Origin of the sequence: Vogesella oryzae, assembly GCF_902829295.1 — a bacterium.
GTDB classification, from domain to species: Bacteria; Pseudomonadota; Gammaproteobacteria; order Burkholderiales; family Chromobacteriaceae; genus Vogesella; species Vogesella oryzae.
Genome location: NZ_CADEPL010000012.1, coordinates 82,183 through 96,787 on the forward strand (window position 1 = coordinate 82,183; position 14,605 = coordinate 96,787).

General features: G+C 62.0%; 15 protein-coding genes. 8 read left to right on the forward strand and 7 right to left on the reverse strand.

What is annotated here, in order from left to right:
• The first annotated feature begins 1 nt into the window (after position 1).
• The 8 genes from HU218_RS05110 to HU218_RS05145 are packed head-to-tail and all read left to right on the forward strand — an operon-like array spanning position 2 to position 6,098.
• On the forward strand, positions 2-457 hold the full coding sequence (locus HU218_RS05110) for a PTS sugar transporter subunit IIA (RefSeq protein ID WP_174873857.1): 456 nt from the start codon (positions 2-4) through the stop codon (positions 455-457).
• Positions 450-1,406 carry an HPr(Ser) kinase/phosphatase gene (gene hprK / locus HU218_RS05115; protein ID WP_174873858.1) on the forward strand — a complete coding sequence of 319 codons (957 nt, stop codon included), beginning with the start codon at positions 450-452 and terminating at the stop codon, positions 1,404-1,406. Before HU218_RS05110 ends, hprK begins: the two co-directional genes overlap by 8 nt.
• The gene (gene rapZ / locus HU218_RS05120) at positions 1,387-2,244 is read left to right on the forward strand and encodes an RNase adapter RapZ (RefSeq protein WP_174873859.1); all 858 of its coding nucleotides are present in this window, start codon (positions 1,387-1,389) and stop codon (positions 2,242-2,244) included. Before hprK ends, rapZ begins: the two co-directional genes overlap by 20 nt.
• Positions 2,241-2,618 (forward strand): NusG domain II-containing protein, encoded by a 378-nt coding sequence (locus HU218_RS05125; RefSeq protein ID WP_174873860.1) that lies wholly within the window; start codon positions 2,241-2,243, stop codon positions 2,616-2,618. Before rapZ ends, HU218_RS05125 begins: the two co-directional genes overlap by 4 nt.
• Positions 2,599-3,132 carry a Gx transporter family protein gene (locus HU218_RS05130; protein WP_174873861.1) on the forward strand — a complete coding sequence of 178 codons (534 nt, stop codon included), beginning with the start codon at positions 2,599-2,601 and terminating at the stop codon, positions 3,130-3,132. Before HU218_RS05125 ends, HU218_RS05130 begins: the two co-directional genes overlap by 20 nt.
• Entirely contained in the window at positions 3,122-3,736 is a 615-nt protein-coding gene (locus HU218_RS05135; protein ID WP_174873862.1) for a flavin prenyltransferase UbiX, read from the forward strand. Before HU218_RS05130 ends, HU218_RS05135 begins: the two co-directional genes overlap by 11 nt.
• Positions 3,733-5,208: an NAD(P)H-hydrate dehydratase gene (locus HU218_RS05140; RefSeq protein WP_174873863.1), complete on the forward strand. Its 1,476-nt coding sequence runs from the start codon at positions 3,733-3,735 to the stop codon at positions 5,206-5,208. Before HU218_RS05135 ends, HU218_RS05140 begins: the two co-directional genes overlap by 4 nt.
• On the forward strand, positions 5,205-6,098 hold the full coding sequence (locus HU218_RS05145; RefSeq protein WP_174873864.1) for a DMT family transporter: 894 nt from the start codon (positions 5,205-5,207) through the stop codon (positions 6,096-6,098). Before HU218_RS05140 ends, HU218_RS05145 begins: the two co-directional genes overlap by 4 nt.
• A 73-nt stretch (positions 6,099-6,171) precedes the next feature.
• Here HU218_RS05145 and ispH read toward each other — a convergent pair whose 3' ends face one another.
• From ispH to HU218_RS05180, 7 genes are all read right to left on the reverse strand, one after another.
• Positions 6,172-7,122: a 4-hydroxy-3-methylbut-2-enyl diphosphate reductase gene (gene ispH, locus HU218_RS05150; protein WP_174873865.1), complete on the reverse strand. Its 951-nt coding sequence runs from the start codon at positions 7,120-7,122 to the stop codon at positions 6,172-6,174.
• Positions 7,123-7,174: 52 nt separating this feature from the next.
• A complete protein-coding gene (lspA, locus tag HU218_RS05155; protein ID WP_174873866.1) occupies positions 7,175-7,687 on the reverse strand; it encodes a signal peptidase II in 513 nt (170 codons plus the stop codon).
• The gene (gene ileS / locus HU218_RS05160; RefSeq protein WP_174873867.1) at positions 7,680-10,463 is read right to left on the reverse strand and encodes an isoleucine--tRNA ligase; all 2,784 of its coding nucleotides are present in this window, start codon (positions 10,461-10,463) and stop codon (positions 7,680-7,682) included. The genes lspA and ileS overlap by 8 nt, the downstream gene beginning before the upstream one ends.
• Positions 10,460-11,395: a bifunctional riboflavin kinase/FAD synthetase gene (locus tag HU218_RS05165; protein WP_174873868.1), complete on the reverse strand. Its 936-nt coding sequence runs from the start codon at positions 11,393-11,395 to the stop codon at positions 10,460-10,462. The genes ileS and HU218_RS05165 overlap by 4 nt, the downstream gene beginning before the upstream one ends.
• A 124-nt stretch (positions 11,396-11,519) precedes the next feature.
• Positions 11,520-12,182 (reverse strand): OmpA family protein, encoded by a 663-nt coding sequence (locus HU218_RS05170; protein WP_174873869.1) that lies wholly within the window; start codon positions 12,180-12,182, stop codon positions 11,520-11,522.
• Positions 12,183-12,424: 242 nt separating this feature from the next.
• A complete protein-coding gene (locus HU218_RS05175; protein ID WP_174873870.1) occupies positions 12,425-12,919 on the reverse strand; it encodes a DUF934 domain-containing protein in 495 nt (164 codons plus the stop codon).
• The gene (locus HU218_RS05180) at positions 12,903-14,561 is read right to left on the reverse strand and encodes a nitrite/sulfite reductase (protein WP_174873871.1); all 1,659 of its coding nucleotides are present in this window, start codon (positions 14,559-14,561) and stop codon (positions 12,903-12,905) included. Before HU218_RS05180 ends, HU218_RS05175 begins: the two co-directional genes overlap by 17 nt.
• Positions 14,562-14,605 lie beyond the last annotated feature (44 nt).

Genomic DNA, 14,605 nt, shown 5'->3' on the forward strand with positions numbered 1-14,605 from the left:
CATGAGCTTGATCGGCAAGATTCTCCCCCAGTCGCACGTACTGGCGGACCTGGAGATATCCAGCAAAAAGCGCCTGTTCGAACAGGTCGGCCTACTGGTTGAAAACAGCTACGGCATTGCGCGCAGCGATGTGTTCGACAGCCTGTTTGCCCGCGAGAAGCTGGGATCCACCGGCCTCGGCCAGGGCGTCGCCATTCCACATGGCCGCATCAAGGGCCTGAAGGAGGCAACCGGCTTCTTCGTACGCCTGAAAACCCCGATTCCGTTTGAAGCTCCGGATGGCAAACCGGTCAACCTGCTATTCGTGCTGCTGGTACCGGAGCAAGCCACCGATCTGCATCTGCAAGTACTGTCGGAACTGGCGCAGTTGTTCTCCAGCCGCAGTCTGCGCGAAAAAATGTGTTGCGCCGATAACCTCACCCTGCACGCCCTGCTTTGCGAAGACAACCATGCCTAATGTCAGCGTCCGCCGCCTGTTCCAGGACAATCAGCACAAACTCAATCTGAGCTGGATCGCCGGCAAATCCGGCTCCGACAACCTGATTTCCAATGACGAGCAGCGGCCGACGCAGGCACTGGTCGGCCACCTGAACTTCATCCACCCCAACCGGGTGCAGGTGCTGGGTCTGGCCGAGGCAGAATACCTGGACAAACTGGAGCAAGCGGCGGCACGCACCGCGCTGGACCAGCTGTTCCACAAGACCATGGCCGTGGTCATCGTCGCCAACGGCCAGGCCATACCGAAGCTGCTGCAGGATTACTGCCAGAGCCACGGCGTACCGCTGATGAGTACGCCGCTGGAAAGCCCCTACCTGATGGACGTGCTGCGTATCTACCTGGCACGCGCACTGGCCGTTTCCACCGTCATGCACGGCGTGTTTCTGGATGTGCTGGAAATCGGCGTGCTGATCATGGGCGATTCTGCGATGGGCAAGAGCGAACTGGCGCTGGAACTGATCTCGCGCGGCCATGGTCTGGTAGCCGACGATGCAGTCGAGCTGTACCGCATCGGCCCGGAAACGCTGGAAGGCCGCTGCCCGCCGCTGCTGCGCGACTTCCTGGAAGTCCGCGGCCTCGGCATTTTGAATATCCGCACCATCTTCGGCGAAACCGCGGTGCGCCCGAAGAAAGTGCTGAAGCTGATCATCCAGCTGATCAAGGCCAACGACCAGGCGATGCAGGCACTGGATCGCCTCAACATCCAGTCGGAAACCCAGGACATCCTCGGCGTCACCGTACGCAAGGTGATCCTGCCGGTGGCCGCCGGCCGCAACCTGGCGGTACTGGTAGAGGCGGCGGTGCGTAACTACATCCTGCAACTGCGCGGCATCGACAGTACCCGCGAGTTTATCGACCGTCATACCAACCTGCTACGGGACCAGGAACATGCAACTGATCCTGATTAGCGGACTGTCCGGCTCCGGCAAGTCGGTGGCACTGCGCGTGCTGGAAGACCTCGGTTACTACTGTGTGGATAACCTGCCAGCCACCATGCTGATGGACGCGCTCAAGCTGTACAGCGAGTTCGGCTACAAGCATATCGCCATCAGCGTCGACACCCGCTCTGCCCCGACGTTGGCCGCATTGCCCAAGGCCATCAGCGAACTGAAAAGTTTTGTCTCCGATGTACGGCTAATCTATCTGGAAGCCACGGCCGATGTGCTGGTGAAACGCTTCTCGGAAACCCGCCGCCGCCACCCCTTGTCCGGCAATGGCCTGACGGTGGAAGAATGCATCCGCTTGGAGCGCGAGATGCTGGAACACGTGGTGGACCTGGGTCACCGCATCGATACCAGCAACCTGTCGGCCAACGCGCTGCGCAGCTATGTCAAGCTGATGGCCGAAGCCGACAGCAGCCGGCTGACACTGGTGTTCGAGTCCTTCGGCTTCAAGCACGGCATTCCGCTGGATGCCGACTTCGTCTTCGACGTGCGCTGCCTGCCCAACCCCTATTACGACGAAAAGTTGCGCCCGCTGACCGGCCGCGACCAGCCGATTTGCGATTTCTTTGCCGCAGAAGCGGAAGTAGCGCAGATGCAGCAGGATATCGCCGGCTTTCTGCAGCGCTGGCTGCCGCGTTTCAAACAGGACAACCGCAGCTACGTTACCGTTGCCATCGGCTGTACCGGCGGCCAGCACCGCTCGGTATATCTCGCCGAACAGTTGGCCGCAGGCTTTGCCGACGAACAGGTGCTGTTGCGCCACCGCCAACTGGATGGCCGCAGCGGCGACGGCCATAAATGACCCTGCGCTGGCCGCGCTTGCTGGCTGGCGACTGGCTGCTGCTTTCCCTGTTGCTGCTCACTTGTGGCGCCAGCTTTCACTGGCTATGGTGGCAACAAGGCAATGCCGGCGAGCTGATCCTCAGCGCCGATGGCAAGGTGGTAAGCCGCTGGCCGCTACGGCTGGATCACCGTTTCGAGCTGCATGGCCCGCTGGGCATCACCGTGGTGGAAGTCCATGCCGGCCGCGCCCGCATCGCCAGTGACCCCAGCCCGCGCCAGTACTGCGTACGGCAAGGCTGGCTGAGCCGCGCCGGCGAAACCGCACTATGCCTGCCCAACCGCACCGCCATCAGTATTGGCGGCCAGGACCAAGATGACACACTGGCATTCTGACACTCGCGAACTGCTCGCCAGCAGTCACGATCACCAGCTGGCCAGACTTGCCGCCTGCGGGATCGTGCTGGCTCTGCTGGATGCCGCGCTTCCCAGCCCGCTGCCCGGTATCAAGCCGGGGCTTGCCAATATCGTGACGCTGTATGCGCTGGCCAGCCTGGGTTGGCGCGCCGCGGTGTGGGTGAGTCTGCTGCGCATTATCGGCGCCGGCTTGCTGCTGGGCAGCCTGTTCACTCCCGGCTTCTGGCTAAGCCTGAGCGGTGGTTGCGGCAGTCTGCTGTTGCTGGCAGGCACACGATGGCTACCGCGGCGCAGCTTCAGCGTGGTCAGCTACAGCCTGCTGGCGGCCTGCGGCCATCTTGGCGGACAATTGCTCTTGGCCCGCGGCTGGCTGATACCGCACCAGGGACTATGGCTGCTGCTGCCGCCACTGCTCACTGCGGCCGTCATCACCGGTCTGATCAACGGGCTGTTTACCCTGAAACTGCTGGAGTCCGCCAAGGATGAAACCTGATACCGTCACCGTCGCCCTGACCGGCGCTTCCGGTCTGCCCTACGGCCTGCGCCTGATCGACTGCCTGCTGGCTGCCGGTGTACAGGTGTGGGTACTGTATTCACAGGCGGCGCAGGTCGTGGCACAGCAGGAGATGAACCTCACCCTGCCCTCGCGTCCGGCCGAACTGCAGCAATGGTTGGCCGCACGCTACCAGCCGGCGGACGGCCAGCTGCGCGTGTTTGGCCGCGAAGAGTGGTTCGCGCCGCCAGCCTCCGGCTCCAATCCGGCCGATGCCATGGTGATCTGCCCGTGCTCGATGGGCACCCTGGCCGCTGTCGCCCACGGCACTAGCGACAACCTGATCGAACGCGCGGCCGACGTGATGATCAAGGAAGGCCGCAAACTGGTGCTGGTACCGCGCGAGGCACCGCTGTCGGCCATCCATCTGGAAAACATGCTGAAGCTGGCACGGCTCGGCGTCTGCATCCTGCCGCCCTCGCCCGGCTTCTACACCCATCCGCAAACAGTGCAGGACATGGTCGACTTCGTGGTCGCCCGCATCCTGGACCAGCTGCGCGTACCGCAGCAACTGCTGCCCCGCTGGGGCGAGGAGCGCGCATGAACCCGCAAACCGAGCTGCTGGACCTGGCCGGACTGCGCCAGCTGGAGCTGGCCGCCGAGGCCGATGGCTTGCCGCTGATGCAACGGGCCGCCGACAGCATTGCCAATTGGGTACGCCGTCACTACCCGCTGGCCAGCCGCATTCTGGTGGCCGCGGGCCCCGGCAACAATGGCGGCGATGCGCTGTTTGCCGCCTGTCGCCTGCATCGCGCCGGCTATGTCGTGGAAGTGCTGCTGCCGGCGGCCGGCAATGCCGCGGTACAGAGCGCGCTAGCCGAGTGGCAGGCACTGGGTGGCCAGCTACGGAGCGATTTGCCACGAGAGATACCGGAGCTGCTGCTAGATGGCCTGTTCGGCGTCGGACTCAGCCGGCCATTACAGGACGAATGGTTGCAGCTGGTACAAGCGCTGGACGCATTGCCCTGCCGCAAACTGGCCATCGACATGCCCAGCGGGCTGGATGCCGGTACAGGCCAGCCGCTAGGCACCGCCCTGCACGCCGATGTCACACTCAGCTTCCTGTGTCCCAAGCCCGGCCTGTACACCGCCGCCGGCCCGGATCATTGCGGCGAGGTCATCATTGACGACCTCGCCTGCCCCACCACGCTGTGGCCGCCCCATGCCGGTACGCTGGCCCTGCCGGATGCGGCACCGCTGCGCCGCAAGCGGGATTCGCACAAGGGCAGCCACGGTGTGCTCAGCATCATCGGCGGCGCACCGGCCATGACCGGCGCCGCGCTGCTGGCCGGCCGTGCCGCGCTGGCGATGGGCGCCGGCAAGGTATTCGTCCATCCGCTGGATACCGGCCTGATGCTGGACCCGCTGTGCCCGGAATTGATGCTGCGCCCGTGGCAAGCCAATCTGCAGATTCCGGATAATCACCAGCTGGTGCTTGGCCCCGGTCTGGGGTTGAGCGATCTGGCTCATGCCGCCCTGAGCCGCGCGCTGGCGCACCCGGGACCGCTGCTGCTGGATGCCGATGGCCTGAACCTGCTGGCGGTCGATCACGCGCTACAGCAACAGCTGCTCGGCCGCCGAGCCGCCACCATCCTGACTCCGCATCCCAGCGAAGCTGCCCGCCTGCTGGATTGCGATACCGCCAGCATCCAGGCCGACCGCGTCGCCGCGGTACGCGAGCTGTCGCGCCGCTTTGGCTGCGTGGTGCTGCTCAAGGGCTGCGGCACCTTGCTGGCACAGTACGGCCAACCTTACCGCCTGTTGCGCCGCGGCAGTCCGTCGCTGGCGGTGGCCGGCCAGGGCGACATTCTCGCCGGCGCCATTGTGGCGCTGCTGGCGCAAGGCCTGCCGCCACTGGATGCCGCCCATCTCGCCGCCGATATTCATGCCAGCGCCGGCGAGCATTACGCCGAACAGGCTGGCGGGCCGATCGGCCTGACCGCCACTACCCTGTTACCCCTGATGACGCGGGAACTGAATCGCCGCGTCAGCCTTGCCGGAGTGCCATTGTTTTGACGTCGCAGAATAAAGCCTACCTGTTTGGCCTGTCCGCCGTGCTGGCCTGGTCCACCGTCGCCACCGCTTTCAAGATCAGCCTGCAACACCTGAGTCCGGCACAGCTGCTGCTGTACGCCAGTGTGTTTTCCCTGCTGTCGCTACTGGCCATTCTCGGCTGGCAGCAGCGACTCGGCGAACTGCTGCCGGCATTGCGCCAGCACTGGAAGCGATCGCTACTGCTGGGCGCGGTCAATCCCTCCGCCTACTACCTGATCCTGTTCCAGGCCTATGCCTTGCTGCCGGCACAGGAGGCACAGGCGCTCAACTACACCTGGGCGCTGACCATGACCCTGCTGGCGGTGCCGGTGCTGGGGCAACGGCTGCGCGCGCAGGACATGTTGGCCGCAGTGGTGTGCTACAGCGGGGTGCTGACTATCGCCACCCGCGGCGCGCCGTTTGCACTGCAGTTCAGCAATCTGCCGGGGGTCGGCTTTGCCCTGTTGTCCACCCTGTTGTGGGCCGGCTACTGGCTGTTCAACACCCGTGACGAGCGCGAACCGGTCATCGGCCTGACCCTCAACTTCCTGTTGTCGCTGCCGCTGACTTTGCTGTGGTGCGCGCTGAATGGCGAACTGCAACCGGTCGCCTGGCAGGGCATCGCCGGTGCCGGCTATGTCGGCATGCTGGAAATGGGCTTTACCTTTGTGCTGTGGCTGTCGGCAATGAAGCTGACGCAAAGCACCGCACGCATCGCCAACCTGATCTTCCTGTCGCCGATGCTGTCGCTGTTCCTGATCAATCTGTTCCTCGGCGAACCGATCCTGCCCAGCACCCTGACCGGGTTGGCGCTGATTCTGGGCGGCCTGCTATTGCAAAAGCTGCCGGTAACGCAGACGGCTACCGCATAAGCGCGGCCAACAAAAGCAAACGGCCAACCCTGACGCGTCAAGGTTGGCCGCAGCGGCAAACAAAGGCTGACACTCAGGCGGCGTTGCCGCCCTTCGCTTCCCGCAGCCCCGGCGGCAGCGCGAAAGTAATACTCTCTTCCACGCCGTCCAGCTCGCTGACACTGTCGGCACCGTAGGCCTTGATCTGCTCGATCACCGCCTGCACCAGCACTTCCGGCGCGCTGGCGCCGGCGGTGACCCCAACCCGCTGTTTGCCGGCAAACCATTCCGCCTTGAGCAGGCTGGCATTGTCCACCATATAGGCATCCACGCCGCGCAGCGCCGCCACTTCACGCAGGCGATTGGAGTTGGAACTGTTGGGCGAACCGACCACCACCACGATGTCGCACTCGTCGGCCAGCACTTTCACCGCGTCCTGGCGGTTCTGCGTGGCGTAGCAGATGTCGTCTTTCTTCGGGCTGTGGATCGCCGGGAAACGCGCCTTCAGCGCGGCGATGATGTCGCGGGTCTCGTCCACCGACAGCGTGGTCTGGCTGACATAGGACAGCGCCAGCGGATTCTCTACCTGCAGCTTCGCCACGTCGTCCACGGTTTCCACCAGGTACATGTGGTCTCCTACCTGGCCCATGGTGCCTTCCACCTCCGGATGGCCGGCGTGGCCGATCATGATGATCTCCATCCCGGCCTGATGCATGCGCTTCACTTCCACATGCACCTTGGTGACCAGCGGACAGGTGGCATCGTATACCGTCAGCCCCAGCGCCTCTGCCTCCTGCCGCACCGACAACGGCACACCATGGGCGGAATAGATCAGCGTGCTGCCTGCCGGCACGTCTTTCAGCTCTTCGATGAACACCGCGCCCTTGGCGCGCAGGTTTTCCACCACGAAACGGTTGTGCACCACCTCGTGACGCACGTAGATCGGCGCGCCGTACAGTTCCAGCGCGCGCTCGACGATGGCGATGGCACGGTCGACACCGGCGCAGAAGCCGCGCGGGTTGGCCAGCATGATGGTTTTCGTCATCGGAATGTCCTTGCAAGAATAAGGTTGGCCGCAACGCGTGCGGCCAACATGGTCACGGCTGTGGTTTGCGGAAACTGTCGAGCACCATCAGCGCCGCGCCGACGCAGATAAAGCTGTCGGCCACGTTGAACGCCGGGTAGTACCAGCTCTGCTGCCAGTGCACCTGGATGAAATCGATCACGTGACCGTGGATCAGGCGGTCGATCACATTACCCAGCGCACCGCCGATGATGAACGAAGCCGCCAGATTCATCAGGCAAGCAAAGCGGCCACGCAGGATATTCCAGCCCAGCCAGCCGGAAACACCGAAGGCCAGCAGGGTGAAGAAATACTTCTGCCAGCCACCGGCAGCCGCCAGAAAGCTGAACGCCGCACCCGGGTTGTAAAGCAGGGTGAAGTTGAGCACACCGGGGATCACCTCGCGCTGCTCGCCGAACTGGTAGCTGCCGTTGAAGTAGATCTTGGTCAGCTGATCCAGCACGATCACCAGCAGCGCGATGGCAAACCAGCGCAGGCTGCGCTTGGCGGCCGAGCCTCCGGCCGCCGCAGAGCACGCGTTAAGCATGGACTCGCGCCTCGCCCGCACCGTCGATATTGTCCGCGCAACGGCCGCAGACGGTCGCATGAGCAGCATGGCTGCCGATGTCGGCACGGTAGTGCCAGCAACGTTCGCACTTGGCATGCTCGGACGGCGTCACGGTAATGCTAGTCTGCTCGCCGGCCTGCACGCTGACACGCGACACGATCAGCACGAACTTGAGGTCATCGCCCAGGCTCAACAGGTGCTGGTACAGCTCGCCATCGGCGGTGATGTCCAGTTCCGCCTGCAGCGAGGAGCCCAGTTTCTCGGCACTGCGCAGCGCCTCGATCTCTTTGTTCACCTCGGCACGGAAAGCACGGATCTCCTGCCACTTGGCCACCAGCGCTTCTTCTGCGCCAAGCGTCGGGTTCGGGAACTCGTGCCAGACGTGGAACAGCGGGGTTTCTTCCTCGCTGCCCAGCAGCACCTGCCAGGCCTCATCGGCGGTGAAGCACAGCACCGGCGACAGCAGCAGCAGCAGGCTGCGGGTGATGTGGTACAGCGCGGTCTGCGCGCTGCGGCGCGCGTGGCTGTCGGCCTTGGTGGTGTACAGGCGGTCTTTCAGCACGTCCAGGTAGAAGGCGCCGAGGTCTTCCGAGCAGTAGTTCACGATCTCCTGCATGGCGTGGTGGAAGGCGTAGCGCGGGTACAGCTCGCCAGTCACCTTCTCCTGCATTTCCTTGGCCATCATCAGCGCGTAGCGGTCGATCTCGCTCAGACGCTCGTACGGCACGGCGTTTTCCATCGGGTCGAAGTCCGACAGGTTGGCCAGCAGGAAGCGGATGGTGTTGCGCAGGCGGCGGTAGCTCTCGGTCACGCGCTTGAGGATCTCGTCGGAAATCGCCAGCTCGCCGGAGTAATCGGTGGAAGCCACCCACAGGCGCAGGATATCGGCACCCAGGGTGTCGTTGACTTTCTGCGGTGCCACCACATTGCCCTTGGACTTGGACATCTTCATGCCCTTGCCGTCCACCACGAAACCGTGGGTCAGCAGCTGCTGGTACGGCGCGCGGCCGATGGTGGCGCAACCGGTGAGCAGCGACGACTGGAACCAGCCACGGTGCTGGTCGGAGCCTTCCAGGTACAGGTCGGCCGGCCACGCCAGTTCCGGGCGCTGCTTCAGCACCGCGAAGTGGGTGGAACCGGAGTCGAACCATACGTCCAGCGTGTCGCTGAGCTTGCGGTAGTTGGCCGCATCGTCGCCCAGCAGCTCGGCGGCATCCAGGCTGAACCAGGCTTCGATACCCTGCTGCTCGATGCGCAGTGCCACCTGTTCCAGCAGCGCGGCGGAATCCGGATGCAGTTCGCCGCTTTCCTTGTGCACGAAGAAGGTCATCGGCACGCCCCAGTTACGCTGGCGTGACACGCACCAGTCCGGACGGTTGCCGATCATCGCCTCCAGACGGGCGCGGCCCCAGGCCGGGAAGAACTCGGTGCTGTCGACGGCCTGCTTGGCGCGCTCGCGCAGCACCTGACTGTCGTTGCCCGCCTGATCCATGCCGATGAACCACTGTGCAGTGGCACGGAAGATGATCGGCGTCTTGTGGCGCCAGCAATGCGGGTAGCTGTGCAGCAGTTTGTCCTGCTGAATCAGCGTGCCTTTTTCGATCAGGGTCTCGATGACTTTCGGGTTGGCTTCCCACACCGACAGGCCGGCAAACAGCTCGGTGGTGGATTTGTAGCGGCCATTGTCGGCAACCGGATTTTCTACCGGCAGACCGTACTGCTGGCCGACCTGGAAGTCTTCCAGACCGTGCGCCGGCGCGGTGTGCACCAGACCGGTACCGGCATCGGTGGTGACGTGATCGCCGCAGATGACCGGTACTTCACGGCTGTAGAACGGGTGCTGCAGACGGATCATGTCCAGCTTTTCGCCTACCGTTTCGCCCAGCACCTGCGCGCCTTCGAAACCGTAGCGCTTCAGCGCCGACTCGGCCAGTTCCTTCACCAGAATCAGCTTGCCCTTGGGGGTGTCGATCAGCTGGTAAGTCAGGCTGGCGCTCACCGCTACCGCCTGGTTGGCCGGCAGCGTCCACGGCGTGGTGGTCCAGATCACGGCAAAGGCATCTTCAACCGGTGCGGCCAGACCAAAGGCGGCGGCCAACTTGTCACCTTCCAGCACGCGGAAGCCGACATCGATCGCCGGCGAGGTCTTGTCCTCGTACTCCACCTCGGCCTCGGCCAGCGCGGAACCGCACTCGATACACCAGTGCACCGGCTTCTCGCCCTTCATCAGGTAGCCGTTTTCATAAACCTTGCCGAGGGTGCGCACAATGTCGGCCTCGGTCTTGAACGCCATGGTCAGGTACGGGTTGTCCCAGTCACCCAGCACGCCCAGACGGATGAAGTCCTTCTTCTGGCGCGCGATTTGTTCGCTGGCGTATTCGCGGCACAGTTCGCGGAACTTGGCGGCCGGAATATCCTTGCCATGCAGCTTTTCCACCATCAGCTCGATCGGCAGGCCATGACAGTCCCAGCCTGGTACGTACGGTGCGTCGAAGCCGGATTGCGTCTTGGAGCGGACGATGATGTCCTTCAGTATCTTGTTGACGGCATGACCGATATGGATATCGCCGTTGGCATACGGTGGGCCGTCATGCAGGATGAACTTGGGACGACCGGCCGCAATCTGGCGCAGCTTCTGGTAACGCTGCTGTTCCTGCCAGCTTTTCAGCCAGCCCGGTTCACGTTTGGCCAGGTCACCGCGCATGGGAAACGGAGTGTCCAGCAGGTTTACGGTCTTGCGATAGTCGATGCTCATGCCTGATCTCGTTGCAAACTGTTCAAATAGGTTCTGGCGCTGGCAGCGTCACGTTCAATCTGCGCCACCAGCTCGTTCAAATCGTCATAGCGCGCTTCGTCGCGCAGCTTGTGCAGGAAGTGCACGGTCAAACGTTGGCCGTACACATCGCCCTGAAAATCGAAGAGATGGACTTCCAGCTTGTAATGCTGGCTGTCGGTCACGGTCGGATTCTTGCCAAGGCTGGCTACCCCGCCTAAGCGCCCTGCCGGTGTGTCCGCCTGCACCACAAACACCCCTTCCAGCGGCGGGAAGCGGTGCGGCAGGTGGACATTGGCGGTAGGAAAGCCAATGGTTCGTCCCAGTTTCTGGCCGTGCATCACCTTGCCGGAAACCTGATAGGGCCGCCCCAGCAGACGTGCGGCACTGTCCAGATCGCCGGCGGCCAACCTCTCGCGCACCAGTGTGCTGGAGGCGCGCTCGCCGGCCACCAGTACCGATGGCATTGCCTCGGTAACAAAGTCACGGCAGTTTTGCAGCAAGCCGAAATTGCCTTTGCGGTCGGCACCGAACTGGAAATCATCACCGATCAGCACATAGCTGGTTTTCAGCTCCTGCAGCAAAACCTGCTGCACAAAGTCTTCCGCCGCCATCCGTGAAAAAGCGTGATTGAATCGGTAAATGAATACGTAATCGACCAGCCCGCCCTGCGCCAGAAACTGCAGCTTGTCACGCAGGATAGCCAGACGCGCCGGCGGTTGTCCTTTGGCAAAGAACTCGCGCGGATGCGGCTCGAAAGTCAGCAACGCCGTCGGCAAACCGCGGACATTGGCCTCGTCGCGCAAGCGGGCCAGCATGCGTTGGTGCCCCAGATGCACGCCATCGAAATTGCCTATGGTCAAGGCACAGGGCGGCAGGTCAAAACGGCAGGGATTTCCCAGAAACGCACGCATGGTTAGACAAAAACAAGGTAAAGGTCGATTTTAACCAGCCATCCCTGACAACGCCAGCAAAACCCCCAAACAAAAAGCCCCGGTTTCCCGGGGCTTTTACAATGAAGATCAGCGATTTAGCCGATTACTTCGCCATTTCTTCCTTAGCAGTTTCAACAGTCACGTCAAAACGACGGTCGCCAGCCAGGCAAGCGATCAGGTCTGCACGCTTTTTGAACTTCTTGGCAGTGCATTCTGCAGTCAGCTTGGCTTCGGACTCGCCCACGCCAACAGCGGATACTTTGTCAGCGGAAATGCCGGCAGCAACGAAGTAGTCTTTAACAGCGTTAGCACGCTTTTCGGACAGTGCCTGGTTGTACTTGGCGGAACCCAGGTAGTCGGTGTGGCCAGTGATGGCTACAGACTTCAGCATGGAGTCGGACTTCAGGCTATTAACCAGGTCGTTCAGTTGCTGGTTGCCTTCAACAATCTTGGCGCTGTTGAATTCGAACAGGCCTTCGGCAGACAGGCTTACGTTCTTGGTCACGTACTTCGGCGCAGCCGGAGCAACCGGAGCCGGAGCTACTGCAGCGACAACCGGCTTGGCAGCTTCGCGATCACCACACTCGACCAGACCGTCACGGGCCTTGTCATAGGTGGTCGGCAGGCGCCAGCATTCGCCGTAGGCGTTCTTGATGACATTGGTCATTTGACCATCAACAGAATAACCTTGGTTTGGTGCCGCCAGGGCCGCGGTGGAAACCAGCAGGGAAGCAAGCAGGGCGCTCAGTTTGATCGATTTTTTCATGTTAGATCCTCAAAGTTGGCAAGCATCACGAAGGGACAGCCTGCTCTCTAAAAAAGCGCATTTTATAGATAACAGGCCAAATCCGGTTATCACTCTCATGTCTGATTAACGCATCTTGCGTGACTATAGAAAACCGGCAAACCACATGTCAATGTCGCATTTTTAAACAATCATGAAAAAAGCAACACTTTGGCATATTGTTTTGACAACACCACCCGGATTCGTTGCCACTATGCAACACGTTAATTAGGGACACGCCGTTTTAGCAACGGAACCGGCTGGAGTACCGTGCCCTGATACTGCTCGCTGAAATCGGCCAGTCCTTCCAGCGCTTCCGCTGCCGAGCGATCCTCGCGGATAGCAAAAGAATCAAAGCCTACCTGTGCCATATACGATAGCTGGTCGCGCAACACATCACCAACCGCACGCAGCTCGCCCTTGAACGCCAGCCGCTCGCGCAGCAGACGGGCAATACTGTAGCCACGACCATCGGCAAACGCAGGGAAGTCGATGGCGATCAGCGTCAGGCTGGCCAGATGTGGCTGCAGCACCAGCGGGTCGCTATCCGGAGCCAGCAAGACAGCCAAGGCGCCGCAATGTTCCCCACCCTGCACCTGCAAAAAGCGCGACAACGGCAAAATCACATTTTCATCAGCGGCAAACTCCGCCTCTTCATCGCGTAGCAGACGCCAATTGTCATCGGCAACCACTACGCCGTGCTTAATCAAGTTTTGCATACACACGCTCCTTGAACGGAACCAGCCCGATACGGCGCACAGTTTCGATAAAACGCTCACCTGCGAGACGTTGCTCAAGGTAAAGCTGCATGATTTTTTCAAATGCCAACGGTACATCGGCCTGGGCAAACGACGGCCCGATCACCTTGCCGATAGCGGATTGGTTGCCCTGGCTGCCGCCCAGCGTGATCTGGTACCACTCCTCGCCGTTCTTATCGACCCCAAGGATGCCGATGTTGCCGATATGGTGATGACCACAGGCATTCATGCAGCCGGAGAAGTTGCAGTCGATATCGCCGAGATCGAACAGATAGTCCAGATCGTCGAACTTGCGCTGGATGGCCTCGGCCACCGGAATAGAGCGGGCATTGGCCAGCGAACAGAAGTCACCACCAGGGCAGCAGACGATGTCGGTCAGCAGGCCGATGTTCGGAGTAGCGAAACCATGCTGTTTCGCCTGCAGCCACACCTGGTACAGATCGCTTTCCTTCACATCGGCCAGGATCAGGTTCTGCTCGTGCGCCACGCGCAGTTCGCCAAAGCTGTAGCGGTCGGCCAGATCGGCGGCGACCTCCATCTGCGCCGCGGTGATATCCCCCGGCGGCACACCGGTCTTCTTCAGTGACAGCACCACCGAGCGGTAGCCCGGCTGCTTGTGGGCGTGGGTATTGCGTTCCAGCCAGCGGGCAAATGCCGGCTCGCTGGCCTGCTGCGCGACAAACTCGGCAGAGTTGGCCGCAAGGGTTTCGTAGCTCGGATCAGTAAAGAAAGCGGCATAGTAGGCCACATCAGCCTCGCTGAGCGTAGACGGGCCATCCTTCAGATGCAGCCATTCGTCCTCTACCTTGGCGGCAAACGCCTCTACCGTCATCGCCTGCACCAGGATCTTGATACGCGCCTTGTACTTGTTGTCGCGGCGGCCAAAACGGTTGTAGACACGCAGCACGGCATCAAGGTAAGTCAGCAGATGACGGGTCGGCAGGAACTCGCGCACCACCTTGCCCACCATCGGGGTCCGGCCCAGACCGCCACCGACAATTACGCGGAAGCCGACTTCGCCCTCCTCGTTGCGCACCACGTGCAGCCCGATGTCGTGTACCCAGGTAGCGGCACGGTCCTCCAGGCTGCCGGAAACAGCGATCTTGAACTTGCGCGGCAGATAGGCGAATTCCGGATGCAGCGTGCTCCACTGGCGGATGATTTCACAATACGGGCGCGGGTCGAGCAGCTCGTCCGCCGCCACGCCGGCAAAAGCATCGGTGGTGGTGTTGCGCACGCAGTTGCCGGAGGTCTGGATGGCATGCATTTCCACTTCGGCCAGCTCTGCCAGGATGTCCGGCACGTTTTCCAGCGCCGGCCAGTTGAACTGCATGTTCTGGCGGGTGGTGAAGTGCGCGTAGTCCTTGTCGTAGGTGCGGGCGATGTGCGCCAGCTTGCGCAGCTGGGTGCTGTTCAGATGGCCGTAAGGGATGGCCACGCGCAGCATCGGTGCATGGCGCTGGACATACAGGCCATTCATCAGGCGCAGCGGACGGAACTCGTCTTCGCTCAGTTCTCCGGCCAGGAAACGCCGGGTCTGGTCGCGGAACTGGGCAACCCGCTCGCGCACCAGCCGGTGATCCACTTCATCGTACTTGTACATGCAGAAACTCTCTTTAGCAGCCAGGCCGCCGGATGCGGCCAACC

Excerpts from the sequence above, each read along its gene's own strand:
- HU218_RS05110 (WP_174873857.1), top strand. The coding sequence starts at position 2 with ATGAGCTTGATCGGCAAGATTCTCCCCCAGTCGCACGTACTGGCGGAC.
- HU218_RS05165 (WP_174873868.1), bottom strand. The coding sequence starts at position 11,395 with ATGCGTGCGTTTCTGGGAAATCCCTGCCGTTTTGACCTGCCGCCCTGT.
- HU218_RS05135 (WP_174873862.1), top strand. The coding sequence starts at position 3,122 with ATGAAACCTGATACCGTCACCGTCGCCCTGACCGGCGCTTCCGGTCTG.
- HU218_RS05140 (WP_174873863.1), top strand. The coding sequence starts at position 3,733 with ATGAACCCGCAAACCGAGCTGCTGGACCTGGCCGGACTGCGCCAGCTG.
- hprK (WP_174873858.1), top strand. The coding sequence starts at position 450 with ATGCCTAATGTCAGCGTCCGCCGCCTGTTCCAGGACAATCAGCACAAA.
- rapZ (WP_174873859.1), top strand. The coding sequence starts at position 1,387 with ATGCAACTGATCCTGATTAGCGGACTGTCCGGCTCCGGCAAGTCGGTG.
- HU218_RS05130 (WP_174873861.1), top strand. The coding sequence starts at position 2,599 with ATGACACACTGGCATTCTGACACTCGCGAACTGCTCGCCAGCAGTCAC.
- ispH (WP_174873865.1), bottom strand. The coding sequence starts at position 7,122 with ATGACGAAAACCATCATGCTGGCCAACCCGCGCGGCTTCTGCGCCGGT.
- HU218_RS05180 (WP_174873871.1), bottom strand. The coding sequence starts at position 14,561 with ATGTACAAGTACGATGAAGTGGATCACCGGCTGGTGCGCGAGCGGGTT.
- HU218_RS05170 (WP_174873869.1), bottom strand. The coding sequence starts at position 12,182 with ATGAAAAAATCGATCAAACTGAGCGCCCTGCTTGCTTCCCTGCTGGTT.
- HU218_RS05125 (WP_174873860.1), top strand. The coding sequence starts at position 2,241 with ATGACCCTGCGCTGGCCGCGCTTGCTGGCTGGCGACTGGCTGCTGCTT.
- HU218_RS05175 (WP_174873870.1), bottom strand. The coding sequence starts at position 12,919 with ATGCAAAACTTGATTAAGCACGGCGTAGTGGTTGCCGATGACAATTGG.
- lspA (WP_174873866.1), bottom strand. The coding sequence starts at position 7,687 with ATGCTTAACGCGTGCTCTGCGGCGGCCGGAGGCTCGGCCGCCAAGCGC.
- ileS (WP_174873867.1), bottom strand. The coding sequence starts at position 10,463 with ATGAGCATCGACTATCGCAAGACCGTAAACCTGCTGGACACTCCGTTT.